This is a genomic window from Pseudomonas sp. WHRI 8519 (genome assembly GCF_040224055.2).
Lineage (GTDB): Bacteria > Pseudomonadota > Gammaproteobacteria > Pseudomonadales > Pseudomonadaceae > Aquipseudomonas > Aquipseudomonas putida_X.
Genome location: NZ_CP167996.1, coordinates 682,901 through 699,195, shown reverse-complemented (window position 1 = coordinate 699,195; position 16,295 = coordinate 682,901). Strand labels below are relative to the sequence as shown.

14 protein-coding genes are annotated in these 16,295 nt (G+C 64.2%); 4 read left to right on the top strand and 10 right to left on the bottom strand.

Annotated features, from left to right (window positions below; translation table 11 throughout):
- Positions 1-104: 104 nt before the first annotated feature.
- The 3 genes from gabP to ABRP30_RS03230 all read right to left on the bottom strand — a co-directional run bounded on the left by gabP (position 105) and on the right by ABRP30_RS03230 (position 4,255).
- The gene (gene gabP / locus ABRP30_RS03240; protein ID WP_241803880.1) at positions 105-1,499 is read right to left on the bottom strand and encodes a GABA permease; all 1,395 of its coding nucleotides are present in this window, start codon (positions 1,497-1,499) and stop codon (positions 105-107) included.
- Positions 1,500-1,856: 357 nt separating this feature from the next.
- Positions 1,857-3,200: an MFS transporter gene (locus ABRP30_RS03235; protein ID WP_349975253.1), complete on the bottom strand. Its 1,344-nt coding sequence runs from the start codon at positions 3,198-3,200 to the stop codon at positions 1,857-1,859.
- A 104-nt stretch (positions 3,201-3,304) separates the two neighbouring features.
- Positions 3,305-4,255, bottom strand: coding sequence for a 2-hydroxyacid dehydrogenase (locus tag ABRP30_RS03230; RefSeq protein ID WP_349975252.1), 951 nt, complete (start codon positions 4,253-4,255; stop codon positions 3,305-3,307).
- A 100-nt stretch (positions 4,256-4,355) separates the two neighbouring features.
- On the opposite strand from ABRP30_RS03230, the gene ABRP30_RS03225 reads away from it, so the two are divergent.
- A complete protein-coding gene (locus ABRP30_RS03225; RefSeq protein ID WP_267820784.1) occupies positions 4,356-5,243 on the top strand; it encodes a LysR substrate-binding domain-containing protein in 888 nt (295 codons plus the stop codon).
- A 160-nt stretch (positions 5,244-5,403) separates the two neighbouring features.
- On the opposite strand, the gene gudD is transcribed toward ABRP30_RS03225, so the two are convergent.
- A complete protein-coding gene (gudD, locus tag ABRP30_RS03220) occupies positions 5,404-6,759 on the bottom strand; it encodes a glucarate dehydratase (protein WP_267820782.1) in 1,356 nt (451 codons plus the stop codon).
- A gap of 19 nt (positions 6,760-6,778) precedes the next feature.
- Positions 6,779-8,131, bottom strand: a complete 1,353-nt coding sequence (locus ABRP30_RS03215) for an MFS transporter (RefSeq protein WP_267820780.1) — start codon at positions 8,129-8,131, stop codon at positions 6,779-6,781.
- 261 nt (positions 8,132-8,392) lie between these two features.
- Between ABRP30_RS03215 and ABRP30_RS03210 the strand changes: the two genes are divergently transcribed.
- Positions 8,393-9,091, top strand: a complete 699-nt coding sequence (locus ABRP30_RS03210) for a FadR/GntR family transcriptional regulator (protein ID WP_349975251.1) — start codon at positions 8,393-8,395, stop codon at positions 9,089-9,091.
- 9 nt (positions 9,092-9,100) lie between these two features.
- On the opposite strand, the gene ABRP30_RS03205 is transcribed toward ABRP30_RS03210, so the two are convergent.
- The 4 genes from ABRP30_RS03205 to ABRP30_RS03190 form a co-directional block, all read right to left on the bottom strand.
- On the bottom strand, positions 9,101-10,111 hold the full coding sequence (locus ABRP30_RS03205; protein ID WP_349975250.1) for an NAD(P)-dependent alcohol dehydrogenase: 1,011 nt from the start codon (positions 10,109-10,111) through the stop codon (positions 9,101-9,103).
- Between the two features lie 249 nt (positions 10,112-10,360).
- The gene (locus ABRP30_RS03200; RefSeq protein ID WP_267820776.1) at positions 10,361-10,951 is read right to left on the bottom strand and encodes an HAD family hydrolase; all 591 of its coding nucleotides are present in this window, start codon (positions 10,949-10,951) and stop codon (positions 10,361-10,363) included.
- On the bottom strand, positions 10,948-11,817 hold the full coding sequence (gene tesB / locus ABRP30_RS03195; RefSeq protein ID WP_241803887.1) for an acyl-CoA thioesterase II: 870 nt from the start codon (positions 11,815-11,817) through the stop codon (positions 10,948-10,950). Before tesB ends, ABRP30_RS03200 begins: the two co-directional genes overlap by 4 nt.
- Before the next feature lie 91 nt (positions 11,818-11,908).
- The gene (locus ABRP30_RS03190; RefSeq protein WP_241803888.1) at positions 11,909-12,481 is read right to left on the bottom strand and encodes a GNAT family N-acetyltransferase; all 573 of its coding nucleotides are present in this window, start codon (positions 12,479-12,481) and stop codon (positions 11,909-11,911) included.
- A 114-nt stretch (positions 12,482-12,595) separates the two neighbouring features.
- Between ABRP30_RS03190 and ABRP30_RS03185 the strand changes: the two genes are divergently transcribed.
- Together ABRP30_RS03185 and ABRP30_RS03180 are read left to right on the top strand one after the other, a co-directional pair.
- Positions 12,596-13,510: a histone deacetylase gene (locus tag ABRP30_RS03185; RefSeq protein ID WP_241803889.1), complete on the top strand. Its 915-nt coding sequence runs from the start codon at positions 12,596-12,598 to the stop codon at positions 13,508-13,510.
- A 148-nt stretch (positions 13,511-13,658) separates the two neighbouring features.
- On the top strand, positions 13,659-14,900 hold the full coding sequence (locus ABRP30_RS03180) for a TIGR03862 family flavoprotein (protein ID WP_349975249.1): 1,242 nt from the start codon (positions 13,659-13,661) through the stop codon (positions 14,898-14,900).
- Between the two features lie 33 nt (positions 14,901-14,933).
- Here ABRP30_RS03180 and ABRP30_RS03175 read toward each other — a convergent pair whose 3' ends face one another.
- On the bottom strand, positions 14,934-16,253 hold the full coding sequence (locus tag ABRP30_RS03175) for a DEAD/DEAH box helicase (RefSeq protein WP_267820767.1): 1,320 nt from the start codon (positions 16,251-16,253) through the stop codon (positions 14,934-14,936).
- Positions 16,254-16,295: the final 42 nt, after the last annotated feature.

Sequence of the window (16,295 nt, the reverse complement as noted above, 5' to 3'; positions counted from 1 at the left end):
GATGAGCGGAGTGTACGAAAAAACTGATGGCACGGATACATCACACCGATGGGGCCCCCAGCGGCCGGTAGACCCGGCCACTGGGGCGGTGTGGAAGCCGTTGCTCAACCGAGCGAGCGCGCTCCGGCCAGTTGCCGCTGGTGCCCGCGCGTGGTGACGATGCCAAGGAAGGAAATGAAGATCGCCAGGCCCAAGGTCGAACTCACCTCCGCCCGATGCTCGGGCGTGTACATCATCACCGCCAACGCCCCGGCAATGAAAATGATCACCGCCCAGGTCAGCCAAGGGAACAGCCACATACGGAACTTCAGTTCCGCGTTTTCACGCTCCAGGCGGCGGCGCATGCGCAGCTGGGAGATGGCGATGACCATGTACACCAGCAGCGCAATCGCGCCAGAGCTGGCCAGCAGGAACTCGAACACACCCTTGGGTGCGAAATAGTTGAGGATGGCGATGGCCGCGCCGATCAGGGTGCTACCGAACACGGCAGCGCGTGGCACGCCGACCTTGGAGGTCTTGTTGAGGAAGGCCGGTGCATCACCGCGCTTGGCCAGCGAGTACATCATCCGCGAAGCGATATAGATCGACGAGTTCATGCAACTGGTCACGGCCACCAGCACCACCAAATCGACCATGAAGGCGGCATTGGGGATGTTCATGATTTCCAGCGCACGCTGGTAGGAACCCACTACCGCAAGCTGCGGGTCGTTCCACGGCACGATCGAGATGATCACGAAGATCGACAGGATGTAGAAGGTGCTGATGCGCCAGATCACCGAGCGCGTGGCCTTGGCGATGTTGCGCGACGGGTCGCTGGATTCGGAGGCGGCAATGGTCACCGCTTCGGTGCCGATGAAGCTGAACATCACGGTGATGAACGCACCGATCACGGCAGACCAGCCATTGGGCGCAAAGCCGCCGTAGGCGCTCATCAAGCCGCTCAAGCCGCTGACTTCGCGGTTGGGCAACCAGCCCATCAGGGCGGCAAAGCCCAAGCCGATGAAACAAAGGATGGCCGTGACTTTGAGAATGGCGAACCAGAACTCGAACTCACCGTACTTGGCCACGCTGAACAGGTTGGTGCACGCCAGCAGCAGCACGGACGCGAGGGCGAAGATCCAGCTGTCCACCTGGGGGAACCAGGCGTTGAGCACATGCCCGGCGGCCAGTGCTTCGATCGGGATCACCAGCACCCAGAACCACCAGTACAGCCAGCCGATGGTGTAGCCGGCCCAGCGGCCGATGGCCTGGTCGGCATAGGTGGAGAACGAACCGGTATCAGGATGCGCGACGGCCATTTCGCCGAGCATGCGCATGACCAGCACCACCAGGGTCCCGGCCACGAAGTAAGAAATAATGGTAGCTGGCCCGGCCGCCGCGATGGCGTGCCCGGAACCGACGAAAAGACCGGCACCGATGATGCCCGCGATGGACAGCATCGTTACATGACGTGGCTTGAAACCTTGAGCAAGGTTGCCATCAGTTCCCACGGTGTTCATTGATGTTGTTCTCTTTTTGCTGACACAAGGAAGGACGGGCAGGCGTAGGCGAAAATATCTCCTTTGGATTCAATGAGTCGACACCACTGTTGTTGATTTTTGGGGCGCATCACAGCGCTGGGCGTCAGTGCGGTTCGGGGTTCATTTAAGCCGCCTGAGGCTGCGGCAAATTACACGAGAACGCCCCGCAACTGTTCGATCACGACAGCGCTTTCCCCTAGGCGTCAGATGTCGTGAATGGCATGCCCAGACACGCCTGATGGCCATTTGAGGGTTTTGTTTTTCATCTGAATATGCGTAGCCGGCGCACAAAAAAAGGCCCCGGTCTCCCGGGGCCTCTGCTGCTCAGGCGTCTGCCTACGCCTGCCCCGTCCGTTCAAAGCGGCGGGCCAGCAACAGGTAAGCGAGGATCCCCAGCACGCCATGGGCGGCTACGAACCAGAGTGCGTTGTGGAAGGAGCCGGTGCTGGCCACCACGTAGCCGATCACCAGCGGGGTGACGATGCCGGCAATGTTGCCGATGCCGTTGAACACGCCACCGCACAGGCCAACCATTTTCTTCGGCGCCACATCCGACAGCACCGCCCAACCGACGGCCGCCAGGCCCTTGCCGAAGAACGCCAAGGTCATCAGGGCAATGACTGCCGCGTTACCCTCGACGTAATTGGCCAGCACCAGGGTGGTGGACAACGCCATGCCGATCACGAACGGCGTTTTGCGTGCCCTGGATGGGTGTACGCCACGGCGGATCAGCCAGTCGGACACGAAGCCCCCGAGGATGCCGCCGGTAAAGCCGCAGATGGCCGGCAAAGCGGCCACCCAACCGGCCGCCATGAGGGTCATGCCACGGCCCTTGATCAGGTAGATCGGGAACCAGGTGATGAAGAAATACGTCAGCGCGGTGATGCAGTACTGCCCCAGGTAGACCGCCCACAGGTTGCGGCTTGTGAACAGCTGCGCAAGCTCTGCGCGGGTCGGTTTGCGCTTGGCCGTCTGGCGCTCTTTTTCCAGGTCGACCAGGGCGCCGCCTTCGCGCATGTAGTCGAACTCTTCGCGGCTCAACCCCGGTGCGCTGTGCGGCTCATGGTATAGGCGGAACCACACCACGCTCAGCAGCAGGCCAAGTACCCCCATCCAGATGAAGACCTGCTCCCAGCTCATCGTGTGGGTCATCCACGCCATCAGCGGCGCGAACACCACCACGGCCATGTACTGCGCCGAGTTGAACAGCGCCGATGCGGTACCGCGTTCGCGGGTGGGGAACCAGCAGCTGACGATGCGTGAGTTGGCCGGGAATGCCGGCGACTCCACCAGGCCGAGCATGAAACGCATGGAGAACAACGCCACCGCAGCCGATACGCCGGCCAGGCCCAGCCAGCCCACTGTGCCTTGGAGCAGGGTGAACAGCGACCAGAGTATCAGGCTGATGCCATACACACGGCGGGCACCGAAGCGGTCCAGCAACCAGCCGCCGGGGACCTGGCCAAGGGCGTAGGCCCAGGCGAAGGCAGAGAAGATCATGCCGAGCATGACGGGGTCCAGGCCGAGGTCCTTGAGTACCTCGGTGCCCGTGATCGACAGGGTGGCGCGGTCGGCATAGTTGATGACCGTGATGATGAAGATCAGCGCCAGCACCAGAAAGCGATGGCGACCGATCGCAACCACAGGCTGCGGTGCGGCTACGGCGGATTTGCTGTTCATGTAGACCCTCTTGCTTCTCGATGGAAGCGATTGTTATTGTGCAGAGAAGGTGTGGTCTTGCGGTGTGGCTAATGGCCCCATCGCCGGCAACCCCGCGATAGGGGCTACGCGCAGTTCGGTGGTACCTCACCGCGGAAGCAGGCTGAGAGGTTGTCCAGCACCATCTGCCCCATCTGCAGGCGGGTCTGCAGGGTGGCGCTGCCACGGTGCGGCTGCAGGCTGACCTGGTTGAGGTCACGCAAAGCCGGTGGCACATGGGGTTCATCGACGAACACATCCAGCCCGGCACCGGCAATGCGCCGTTCGCGCAAGGCTTCTACCAGTGCGTCTTCGTCGACCAACTTGCCGCGCGCCACGTTGATCAGGTAGCCCTGCGGGCCCAGCGCGTCGAGCACCTCGGCGTTCACCAGCACCTTGCCGTCATCGGCCGAGGCCGCTACCACCAGCACATCCACCGAACGCGCCAGTTCAACCAGGTCTGCGACGAAGCGGTAGCCACAGCCATGCTGTTCGCGCCGGCCGTGGTAGGCGATGGGCATGTCGAAGGCGGCAGCGCGGCGGGCAATGGCCTTACCGACTTGCCCCAGCCCCACGATACCCAGCGCACTGCCACTGACCTTGCGCGCCAGCGGCAGGTCGACCCTGCCCCACAAGCCGTCACGCACCAGACGCTCGCCCTCGCCCAGGCGGCGCAGTGTGTTGATGATCAACCCCATGGCCATATCGGCCACATCATCGGTGAGCACCCCGGGGGTGGTGGTGACCTGTATGCCGCGCCTCGCCGCGTGCTGCAGGTCGACAGCATCGGTGCCGATACCGCTGATGGCGATGATCTGCAGCGCTGGCAGTTGATCCATCAGCGCATTGGCCAAGCCTTTGGCGCCACCAGTGACCACCCCTCTGATCCGCGGGCCTATCTCAGCGAGCAGCTGTTGTGGGTTGTCATGGCGATACAGCCGGTGCACCTGGTAAGCGCTGGCCAGTTGCGCATCGATGGCATCTGGTACCGGCTGGGTCAGCAGCAGCTCGATGGCTGCAGTGTTGTCGTCATTCATCGTCGATATCCGGCCACTTCATGGGTGTGACTCGATGCTAGGCCGGCATGCGATACAGGTCTAATATAGATGATGGATCGAATAATTCAGGAATTGAATCATGGAGCTGCACCAGTTGCGCTGCTTCGTGGCGGTTGCCGAGGAGCTGCATTTCGGCCGCGCGGCCACCCGCCTGCACATGACCCAGCCGCCGTTGAGCCGGCAGATCCAACTGTTGGAGCATTCGTTGGGGGTGCTGCTGCTCGAGCGCAACAACCGCCAGGCGCGGCTCACACTCGCTGGGCAGAGCTTTCTGGAAGATGCCCGGCGCATCCTGCAGATCGCCGAATCGGCCAGCCAGTCGGCGCGGCGCATCGCCCATGGCGAGGCTGGTCGACTGACGTTGGGTTTCACCGCCGTCGGGGCCTACAGCATGATCCCGCGCCTGCTGGTGCACGCGGGCAAGACCGTGCCCGACATCGAACTGGTGCTCAGCGAGCGTATCTCCGCAACCCAGGTGCATGACCTGGAAGCTGGGCTGATCGATGTCGGCCTGGTGCGCCAGGTGCTGCCCAGTGCGCGCGTGGAGTACCTGCCGATCCACCGCGAGCCCTTCGTCGCCGCCCTGCCCGCCGGGCATGCACTGGCAGCGCGCGAGCGGCTCAAGCCGGCCGATTTCGACCAGCAGCCGTTCGTGATGTACAGCGCCAATGAGGGGCGCTACTTCCATGACCGCATCGCCAATCTGTTTGCCCGTCATCAGGTGCAGCCGCGTTATCTGCACCAACTGGGGCAGACGCATTCGATCCTGGGGTTGGTCAATGTAGGGCTGGGCTGTGCGGTGGTGCCGGCATCGGCGCAGGCGCTGCGGCTGGAGCAGGTGGTGTTCAAGCCGCTGATGGGAATGGACCAGCAGGCGGAGATCTTTCTGGCGTACTGCCGGGATAACCCGAACCCGGTGTTGGGTGAATTTGTGGCAATGGCCCGGGCTTTTTTTGAGGCTGGCTGAAGGGGCTGCTGTGCAGCCCAATCGCCGGCAAGCCGGCTCCCACCGGGATCGCGCCAGCTTTTAGACGGTTGCTTCCACAGGTACCTCGCAGCCCGCAACCGGCCTTCAGGGCTGTGGTGGACTGGTGGGAGCCGGCTTGCCGGCGATGGGGCCCTGAGCCTTAGCGCACCAGGCAAGGCCGCTTGTTATCGAACGTCCAGCCCGGAATCAAGAACTGCATCGCCACGCCATCATCCCGCGCGCCCAGGCCCATGCTGCGGTAGCACTCATGGGCCTTGGCCAGTTGGTCTTCATCCAGCTCCACACCCAGCCCTGGCCGCCCCGGCACGCGCACGTGGCCGTCGACGATGCGCAGCGGGTCGCGGGTAAGGCGCTGGCCGTCCTGCCAGATCCAGTGGGTATCGATAGCTGTGATCTCGCCCGGCGCCGCCGCGGCCACCTGGGTGAACATCGCCAGTGAAATGTCGAAGTGGTTGTTGGAGTGCGAACCCCAGGTCAGGCCCCAGTCATTGCACATCTGCGCCACCCGTACCGAACCCTGCAAGGTCCAGAAGTGCGGGTCGGCCAAGGGGATGTCCACCGATTGCAACTGGATCGCATGGCCCATCTGGCGCCAGTCGGTGGCGATCATGTTGGTGGCGGTAGGCAAACCGGTGGCACGGCGGAACTCGGCCATCACTTCACGCCCCGAATAGCCGTTCTCGGCGCCGCACGGGTCTTCGGCATAGGCCAGCACGTGGTGCTTGTCACGGCACAGCGCGATTGCCTCTTTCAAAGACCAGGCGCCATTGGGGTCTAGCGTGATACGCGCTTCGGGGAAGCGCTCGGCCAGCGCAGTCACCGCCTCCATTTCCTCTTCGCCACGCAGCACGCCGCCCTTGAGCTTGAAGTCGCTGAAGCCATAGCGCTGCTTGGCAGCCTCAGCCAGGCGCACCACGGAGTCAGGGGTCAGTGCCTTCTCGTGACGCAGGCGGAACCAATCATCATCGGCGTCGGCCTCGTTGCGGTAAGCCAGATCGGTCTGCTGGCGGTCACCGATGTAGAACAGGTAGCCGAGCATCTTCACCGCCTCGCGCTGCTGGCCTTCGCCGAGCAGCGCGGCCATGGGCACATTGAGGTGCTGGCCGAGCAGGTCGAGCAGCGCCGATTCGATGGCGGTCACCGCATGCACGGTGATGCGCAGGTCGAAGGTCTGCAGCCCGCGCCCGCCCGCATCGCGGTTGGCGAAAGTCTGGCGCATGGCATTGAGCACACGCTGGTAGTGGCCGATGGGCTGGCCGACCACCAGGCTACGGGCATCTTCCAGGGTCTGGCGGATCTTCTCGCCGCCGGGCACTTCGCCAAGGCCCGTGTTACCGGCGCTGTCACGCAGCACCACCACGTTACGGGTGAAGAACGGGCCATGGGCGCCACTGAGGTTGAGCAGCATGCTGTCATGGCCGGCAACCGGGATCACGCGCAGGTCGGTGACCACAGGGGTGCTGGTGTGGAGAGCGGGAGTCGTCTGCATGTTCATGGTTGTTGTCTCGCAGTCATCAGTGGGTCTGGCCCAAGGCCGAAGGGGCCTTGAGGTCATGTGAGGGGATACCCTTTGGGCGGGTGCGCACGAAGAACACTGCAATGGCCGCCAGCACCGAGGTCACGGCCAGGCCGTAAAGGCCGCCCTGGATCGACCCGGTCTGCTGCTCGAGCAAGCCGAAGGTGGTGGGCGCGACGAAGCCGCCCAGGTTGCCCACCGAGTTGATCAGGGCGATCACCGCCGCAGCGATGCGCGCGTCCAGATAGCCTTGGGGGATCGGCCAGAACAGCGACGAGGCCGACTTGAAACCGATAGCGGCAAAGCACACCGCGACAAAGGCGAACACCGGCCCGCCCGTGGTCGACATGAACATGCCGATGGCGGCGATCACCAGGGCAGCAGCCACCCAGGCCTGCTGGAACTTCCAGCGTGAGGAGCCAGCGGCGAAGGCGTACATGGCCAGGATCGAGATCAGCCACGGGATGGAGTTGAAGAAGCCGACCTGCAGGTCGCTCAGGTCGCCCATGCGCTTGATGATGCTGGGCAACCAGAAGGTCGCAGCGTAGATGGTCAGCTGGATGCAGAAGTAGATCAGGCAGAACAGCACGATCTGGCGGTCCTTGAGCAGGCTCCAGGACGATACCTTGACGGCGCCGATGGCCTCGCGCTCACGTTGCTCGCGGTCGATGGTATCGACCAGCGCGTCCTGCTCGGCCTTGCTCAGCCACTTGGCGTCGTGCGGTTTGGAGTCGAGCCAGAAGAACACGAAGAAGCACAGCGTGACCGAAGCCATGCCCTCGATGAACAACATCCACTGCCAGCCATGCATGCCCAGGCCCTGGATCTGCATCAACGCCCCGGCCAGGGGGCCGGAGATCAGCGAGGCCAGCGCCGAGCCGCTGAGAAAGATGGCAATCGCCTTGCCGCGTTCGGCGGCTGGCAGCCAGCGGGTGAAGTAATAGATCACCCCAGGGAAGAAACCGGCCTCGGCAACACCGAGCAAAAAGCGCAGCACGTAGAACTGGGTTTCGTTCTGCACGAAGGCCATGGCCGTGGCCACCAGCCCCCAGGTGAACATGATGCGGGTCAGCCACAGGCGGGCGCCGACGCGCTGCAACAGCATGTTCGAGGGCACTTCGAACAGCGCATAGCCGATGAAGAACAGCCCGGCACCAAAACCATAGGCCGCAGCGCTGATGCCCAGGTCGCTTTCCAGGTGAGGCCGGACGAAGCCGATGTTGACGCGGTCGAGGTAGTTGACGATGAACATGATCACGAACAGCGGCAGCACATGGCGCTTGACCTTGGCCACGGCACTGGCCAGCACGTCATTGCCGTTACGGGCAGACGGATCGAGGGTGTCGTTCACTTGTGTATCTCCCACTAATTGTTTTTGTGCGGGTCGAGGTGGTCTGACATGACAGTGGGCAGAGCATAGGCGCGGTGAAGTTGTACGACAAGATGGTGATTGTCGTTAAAAACGCAAAATACAAGCTGATAAAACCAGTAAAAGCATCGATTCAACATCGAAAATCAATTTCGAGCTGACTCCTGGCCGCGAAAAAACAGGCAGAAAAAAATTTTATCCGCTAACTTGTCGTACAAGCTAACTCGATAGCCGGATCGACTCATGCCCCAGCAACACCGCAAAACTGGCCACAGCCGGGCCCACGACCTGGTCTCCAGCCTGACCCAGCAGATCCTGCTGGGCACCATCAAGCCGGGCGACAAGCTGCCGTCTGAAAACACCCTGGTGCGCGAGCACGGGGTCAGCCGCACCGTCGTGCGTGAAGCGCTGTCGAAGCTGCAGGCCTCGGGCCTGGTGGAGCCGCGCCACGGGATTGGTACGTTCGTGATGGCGCGCCCGGCGCAGGCCGGGTTGCGGGTGGGCGTGGAGAATGCTGCCAGCGTGCGCGACCTGCTGGAACTGCGCATCGGCCTCGAAGGCCAGGCAGCTGCCCTCGCCGCCGTGCGCCGTAACGACCATCACCTGGCACGCATGCGCCAGGCGCTGGACGATTATCAGGACCTCGCCGCGGCCGGTGACAGCTGCATCGAAGCGGACCGCCGCTTTCACCTGCTGATCGCCGAAGCCACCGGCAACCTGTATTTCAGCGAGATGATGGCGCAACTGGGCAATGGCCTGATTCCACGCAACCGCATGGCCATCGCCGAGCGCGCCGGGGCCAACCTGGCGCGCCATGCCTACCTGGCCAACCTGGAACATGAGGCAATTCTCAACGCCATCAGCCGACAAGACCCGGATGCGGCGCGGGCGGCGATCTGCCTGCATCTGTCCAACAGCCGGGACCGCTTGTTGCCGGACTGAGGCCGGCGGTTACCAGGTCAGGCAGATCTTGCCGAAGTGGCGGTTGCTCTCTTGGTAGCGGAACGCTTCGACGATCTGTTCCAGCTCGAAATGCTTGTCCACAACAGGCAGCAAGCCGTTGGCGTCGATCGCCCGAACCATCGCCTGCTGCTGCGCGCGGCTACCCACCAGCACCCCCTGCAGGCGGATCTGCCGAACCAGCGCCTGAACCAGCGGCAGCTGCCCGGCGACACCGGTAAGAATGCCGATCAATGACACATGGCCGCCGATCCGTGCGGCAATCATCGACTGCTCCAGCGTCGCCGGCCCGCCCACCTCGATCACATGATCGACGCCACGGTTGCCGGTGAGCTCACGCACCTTCTCGCCCCAGGCCGGGGTGCTCTTGTAGTTGATCAGGTGGTCGGCACCGAGGGCCTTGAGGCGTTCGAGCTTGGCATCGCTGGACGAGGTGGCGATGACCGTGGCGCCTGCCAGCTTGGCGAACTGCAGGGCGAAGATCGATACGCCGCCGGTGCCCTGCACCAGCACGGTGTCACCTGGCTTGAGGTGGTCGTCGCTCATCAGCGCACGCCAGGCCGTGAGGCCGGCGGTCGTCAGGGTGGCGGCCTCGGCGTGGCTGTAGCCCTTGGGCGCGAGGGTGAAGGCGGTCGCGCGGGCGGTGACCTGTTCACGGGCGTAGCCGTCGATGCCGTCGCCCGGCACGCTGGCGAAGCCTTCGACCAGTGCCTGGCCATCGAGCCAGTCCGGGAAGAAGGTGCTGACCACGCTGTCGCCTACCTTGAACTCACTGACGCACGCCCCGACAGCGGTCACTTCGCCGGCGCCATCGGCCATGGGGATGCGCCGCTCGCTTGGCCCCCACATGCCGCTGACCACGGCAAAGTCGTGGTAGTTGAGGGAGCTGGCGTGCAGGCGCACGGTGATCTCGCCGGGCTTGGGCGCAGCTGCCTCGCAAGTGCCGACTTCGACCTTGTCGTAGCCGCCGCCGGGTTGCACGTAAATGGCTTTATGGGTCATGGCTGGTTCTCCATTTGAGGAAAAGACTGGGGGTGAGCATAGTCAGTAACGGCCCCATCGCCGGCAAGCCGGCTCCCACAGGGACCCGCGTCCCCCCCTGGAAACTGGTTAAGCCATCGCTACCACAAGGTATGGCGCCGGCCTTAATCCGTAGCTGAAGCCTTGCTAACCTCTAAAAGCTGGCGCGATCCCTGTGGGAGCCGGCTTGCCGGCGATCACCGGCAAAGCCGGTGCCATACACCGCAGCGCTCAGCCCAGCAACGCCCGCAACGCCCGGCAGTCCGCCGCATGCCAGTCCGCCAGTTCCGGCCAGGGGTTATCCGGCAGGTTCACCAGCACCGTGCGCGCCCCGGCCGCTCGCCCGCAATCCAGGTCGAAGCGGTAGTCACCCACCATAACCAACTCGCTCGGCGCCACACCCCAGGCACTGGCGATCTTCAGCAAACCATCTGGGCTGGGCTTGGGCGCCGCTTCGTCACGACCGAGCACGTGCTCGACGGCAAAGCAATCCGCCAGGCCTATCGCCTCGAGCGTGACATGCGCCAGCTCACGCGCATTACGGGTAAGAATGCCCAACCGGCACCCACGCCCGGCCAGCTCCCGCACCAGCTCCACGGCACCGGTCGCTGCAGTCGAGGCAACCGCCAGGTCGCGCTCGTGCTCCAGCAGCCAGGCATGCTTGGCGGCCGCTTGTGCCGCAGGCAATGCCGCCAGGTGGGTGAGGATGTCATCCTCGGGCGGTATCTCCAGCGCCTCCCGAATCGCGGCAAAATCGTGCACCGCCACGGTGAGGGTGCCGTCCATGTCGAACACCCAGTTGCGGATATCGGCCAGGCTCATGCCCAGTCCTTGCGATGACGGATCAAACCTTCCTGCGAAGACGACGCCACCAACTGCCCCGCACGGTTATAGATACTGCCCCGGCAGAACCCACGGGCATTGCCGGCCCAGGGGCTGTCGGTGGCGTACAGCAGCCACTCATCGGCGCGCAGGTTGGCGTGGAACCACAACGAGTGGTCGAGGCTGGCGATCTGCATGTCGCGCTGCCACACCGATTTGCCATGGGGCTGCAGCGAGGTGGTCAGCAGGCCGAAGTCCGAGGCATAGGCCAGCAGGTACTTGTGCAGCGCCGGCACGTCCGGCAGGTTGCCGTCGGCGCGGAACCAGGCGTACTTCACCGGGTCGCCGGGCTTGGGGTTGAACGGGTCACGCTCGGTGACCGGGCGTATCTCGATCGGCTTGGCGCACAGCACCTTGTCACGAATGCGCTCAGGCAGGTGGTCAGCCATGGCGCGGGCCAGTTCGACCTCGCTCGGCAGGTTCTCTGGCCCGACCACATCAGGCATCTGCGCCTGGTGCTCGAAACCTTCCTCGTCGTACTGGAACGACGCACTGCAGGTGAAAATGGTCTGGCCCTTCTGGATGGCCGTCACGCGCCGGGTGCTGAAGCTGCCGCCATCGCGTACACGGTCGACCGAATAGACCACCGGCAGGCTGGCATCGCCCGGGCGCAGGAAGTAGCCGTGCAGCGAATGCACATGACGCGCGTCCTCGACCGTCTGGCTAGCCGCCGACAGCGACTGGCCCAGCACCTGGCCACCGTACAGCTGGCGGAAGCCCAGGTCCTGGCTGCGTCCACGGAACAGGTTCTCCTCGATCGATTCGAGGCTCAACAGGTCGACCAGGTCGTCCAACACATGACTCATCGGGGGTTCTCCTAGCAAGGCATCACAGCTCTACGGCGCTTTCATGAAGGCAAATGATACAGGGTTTGTCATCGGCACCGCGCATGACCGCTCATTCAGCGCGCAGGGTCTGCTCCCAGCGGGGCCGGTCGATGCGGTAGAGCACGTGGGGCCGCAGCGGGTGCCCCTCGGGCAGGCGTGGGTGGTCGAAGCTGCCTTGCAGGTCCTGCACCATGCCGATGGCCTGCATGACCTTCTGCGACGGCAGGTTGGCCTCGGTCGTGAACGACACCACCTCCTCCAGGCGCAATTGGGCGAACGCACACCGCAGGCAGGTCCACGCCGCCTCGCTGGCAAAGCCCAGGCCCCAGTGCCGCCGGGCAAGGCGCCAGCCGATTTCCACGGCCGGGGTGAACGGCGCATCGAAGTTGACGTTGAGCAGGCCGGTCATGCCAATGAAGGCGCCACTGTCCTTGCGCTCCAGGGCCCACAGGCCGAAGCCGTATTCGTTGAAATGGCCGCGGATCCTGCCGATCAGTGCCGCCGCCTCCAGCCGCGTCATGGGCGCTGGAAAATAACGCATCACCTGCGGGTCGGCGCTCATGGCGGCGAACTCGCGCAGGTCGTCGTCATGCCATTGGCGCAACACCAGGCGGGCGCTTTCCAGTTCAAGGATGGGGGTCATGGGGCGTGCTCCGGTTTTGCCGTGCTACAGGTTCAAGCGTAGGCGCGGCACCGCACTTTTACCCACAACCCAACAACTGGCAAGATCAGCACTGGCCCCGATTGCGAACCCACCATGCCGTTGCCGCTGATCTACCACGATGACTACAGCCCGGAGTTTCCACCCGAGCATCGCTTCCCCATGGACAAGTTCCGCCTGCTGCGCGACCACCTGGTCGAGAGCGGGCTGACCACCGACCAGGCGTTGCTGCGCCCGGAAATCTGCCCCAACGACATCCTCGCCCTGGCCCACGACCGCGACTACATCGAGCGTTACATGCACGGCGAGCTGTCGCGCGAGGACCAGCGCCGCCTGGGCTTGCCCTGGAGCGAGGCCTTGGCGCGGCGCACCGTGCGTGCCGTGGGCGGCTCGCTGCTGGCCGCTGAAATGGCGCTGCAGCATGGCCTTGCCTGCCACCTGGCCGGCGGTACCCACCACGCCCACCATGACCACCCTGCCGGTTTCTGCATCTTCAATGACCTGGCCGTGATCAGCCGCTACCTGCTCGAGGCCGGGCGGGTGCACCGGGTGCTGATCTTCGATTGCGACGTGCATCAGGGCGACGGCACCGCGCGCATCCTGCAAGACACCCCGGACGCCATCACCGTGTCGTTGCACTGCGAACAGAACTTCCCGGCGCGCAAGGCGCAAAGCGACTGGGACATTCCGCTGCCGCGAGGCATGGGCGATGCCGCCTACCTGAAGGTGGTGGAAGACGCGCTCAACTACCTGCTGCCGCTGTATCAACCCGACCTGGTGCTGTATGACGCCGGGGTGGACGTGCACAAAGACGATGCCCTCGGTTACCTGCAGCTGACCGATGCTGGCTTGGCTGCGCGCGACGAACATGTCATGCGCCACTGCCTGGGGCGGGATATCCCGGTAGTCGGGGTGATCGGCGGTGGCTACAGCAAGGACCGGCAAGCGCTGGCGCGGCGCCACGGCATCCTTCACCACAGCGCGGCCAAGGTCATCAGTTGTTCACAATGACTGTGGAACCGCTTGTGGATAAGCTGAGTGAAAGCGGCTGCAGCCCAATGCCCGCGTGGCCTGCAGCAGGCTGATCATTTTTTGTTCAGTGCTTCCCGATGCCCTGCTGCGCTAGAATGGGCAACTTTTCCACAGCCCGTCACCCACCATGCCCGATCTACACCCCGCATCCCCTCCCCTCGCCGTTGTCATCGGCGCGGGCCCTGCCGGCTTGATGGCCGCCGAAGCGCTGGCCCAGCAAGGCCTAGCCGTGCAGGTGTTCGACGCCATGCCATCGGTGGGTCGCAAGTTTCTGCTGGCAGGTGTCGGCGGCATGAACATCACCCATTCGGAACCTTATCCACAGTTCGTTGCCCGGTATGCCGAGCGCCAGGACGCGATTGGCCGGCTGCTGCAGGACTTCGATGCCGATGCCCTGCGCCAGTGGATTCACGGCCTGGGCATCGAAACCTTCGTCGGCACCTCGGGACGGGTGTTCCCCACCGACATGAAAGCCGCGCCGTTGCTGCGCGCCTGGCTCAAGCGCCTGCGCGACCGTGGGGTAGTTATCCACACCCGCCACCGCTGGCTAGGGTGGAATCTCGATGGCACCTTGCGGCTCGGTTATCCACAGGGTGAATTGAACGTCAAGGCCGACGTGCTGGTACTGGCGTTGGGTGGTGGCAGCTGGGCCAGGCTTGGCTCGGATGGCGCCTGGCAGCCCCTGCTGGCCGAGCGGGCTGTGGATATCTCACCGCTGCAGGCAAGCAACTGCGGTTTTGAAGTGGCAGGCTGGAGTGCGCTGCTCAAGGACAAGTTCGCCGGCGCGCCGCTGAAGAACATTGCCCTGAGCGTACCCGGTAAGGCGCCGCGCAAAGGCGAGTTCATACTCACCGCACAGGGGGTCGAAGGCAGCCTGGTGTATGCCTGGTCGGCACCGCTGCGCGAAGCCATCAACCAGAAAGGCCAGGCAACGCTGCTGCTCGACCTGCTGCCGGACAAGCCTGTGGACAAAATTGCCCAGGCCCTGGCCAAACCGCGCGGTTCACGGTCGATGGCCAAGCACCTGCATAGCCAGCTGGGCATCGACGGGGTGAAGGCGGCACTGCTGCGTGAACTGACCGATCAGGCGACGTTTGCCGATATGGCTGCGCTGGCGCGAGCGATCAAGGCACTGCCGATCACGCTGGTACGCACCCGGCCGCTGGACGAGGCGATCAGCAGTGCCGGTGGCGTGCGCTTCGAGGGGCTGGATGAGGGGTTGATGCTCAAGGGTATGCCCGGGGTGTTCTGCGCCGGCGAGATGCTGGACTGGGAAGCGCCGACCGGGGGGTACCTGTTGACGGCGTGCTTTGCCAGTGGGTTGCGGGCCGGGCGGGCGGCGGCCGAGTGGCTGGCGCATTTTGCCTGACAGGGTGCGGGGCCGCCTGGCGGCCCCAATACCTCAGGGCTTGCGCTTTTTCGGGCCGGTGTTGAAGCTCGGCACTTTGCGCACCGCTTTGACCGGAGCCTCGTCGCCACTGTCCATCCAGCGCCCCAGCCCGCGCTTGGCACTGTTCTCTTTCGGCTTCTTGGGCTTTTTCGGCTTCTTGATCACCTGGCCACTGGCATCGGTCATCGGCACCCGGTGATCGGGGATGAAGTCCGGTTCTTCGTGGCGCGGCAAGGTCTGGCGAATCAGCGTCTCGATCGTTGCCAACTGCTGCACTTCATCGGCGCACACCAGCGAGATTGCCTCGCCCTTGTTACCCGCACGCCCGGTGCGGCCAATACGGTGCACGTAATCCTCGGCGACGATCGGCAGGTCGATGTTGACCACCAACGGCAGGTCATCGATGTCCAGGCCGCGGGCGGCGACGTCGGTGGCGACCAGTACCTGGACCTCACGGGCCTTGAAGCTGTCCAGCGCGCGCTGGCGCGTAGCTTGCGGGCGGTCGCCGTGAATGCCGTCGGCGTTCACCCCCTCGCCCAGCAGCCGCTCCACCAGCTGGTCAACGCCGTTGCGCGTCTTGGCGAACACCAGTACCTGTGTCCAGCGCTGCTTGCGCAGCAGATGGCAGAACAGGTCGACCTTGCGCTTCTTGTCCACCGGCACCAGCCATTGCTTGACCGTGGTGGCAGCAGCGTTGCGCGGGCTGACCTCGATGCTCAGCGGGTCATTGAGCGCCAGGCCTGCCAGCATGCGGATCTGGTCGGAGAAGGTGGCGGAGAACAGCAGCGTCTGGCGCTTGCGCGGCAGTGCCGCGTACACCGACTGCAGCTCTTCGGCAAAACCCAGGTCGAGCATGCGGTCAGCTTCGTCCAGCACCAGGGTTTGCACCTGGTTGAACTTCACCGCGTTCTGGCGGAACAGGTCGAGCAGGCGCCCCGGGGTAGCCACCAGCAGGTCGACACCGCGACGCAGGCGCATCATCTGCGGGTTGATGCTGACCCCGCCATACACCGCGTAGGTGCTCAGCGGCAGGTTTTCGGCATATTCGCGCACGTTGTTGTGCACCTGCTCGGCCAGTTCGCGGGTCGGGACCAACACCAGCGCACGGATCGAGTTGCTGGCGACCTTTTCCCCTTCCAGGGCCAGGCGCTGCAGCACAGGCAGTGCAAAGCCTGCAGTCTTGCCGGTGCCGGTCTGAGCCGCGGCCATCAGGTCGCGGCCGGCCAGCACGGCGGGGATGGCCTGGGCCTGGACCGGGGTTGGGGTGGTGTAGTCCAGTTGCTGCAGGGTGCGCAGCAACGGTTCGATCAGGCCGAGTTTGGCGAAATTCATGGCAATACCGTCAGGGGGTTCAGCGAAGGCGGCAAGTTTACC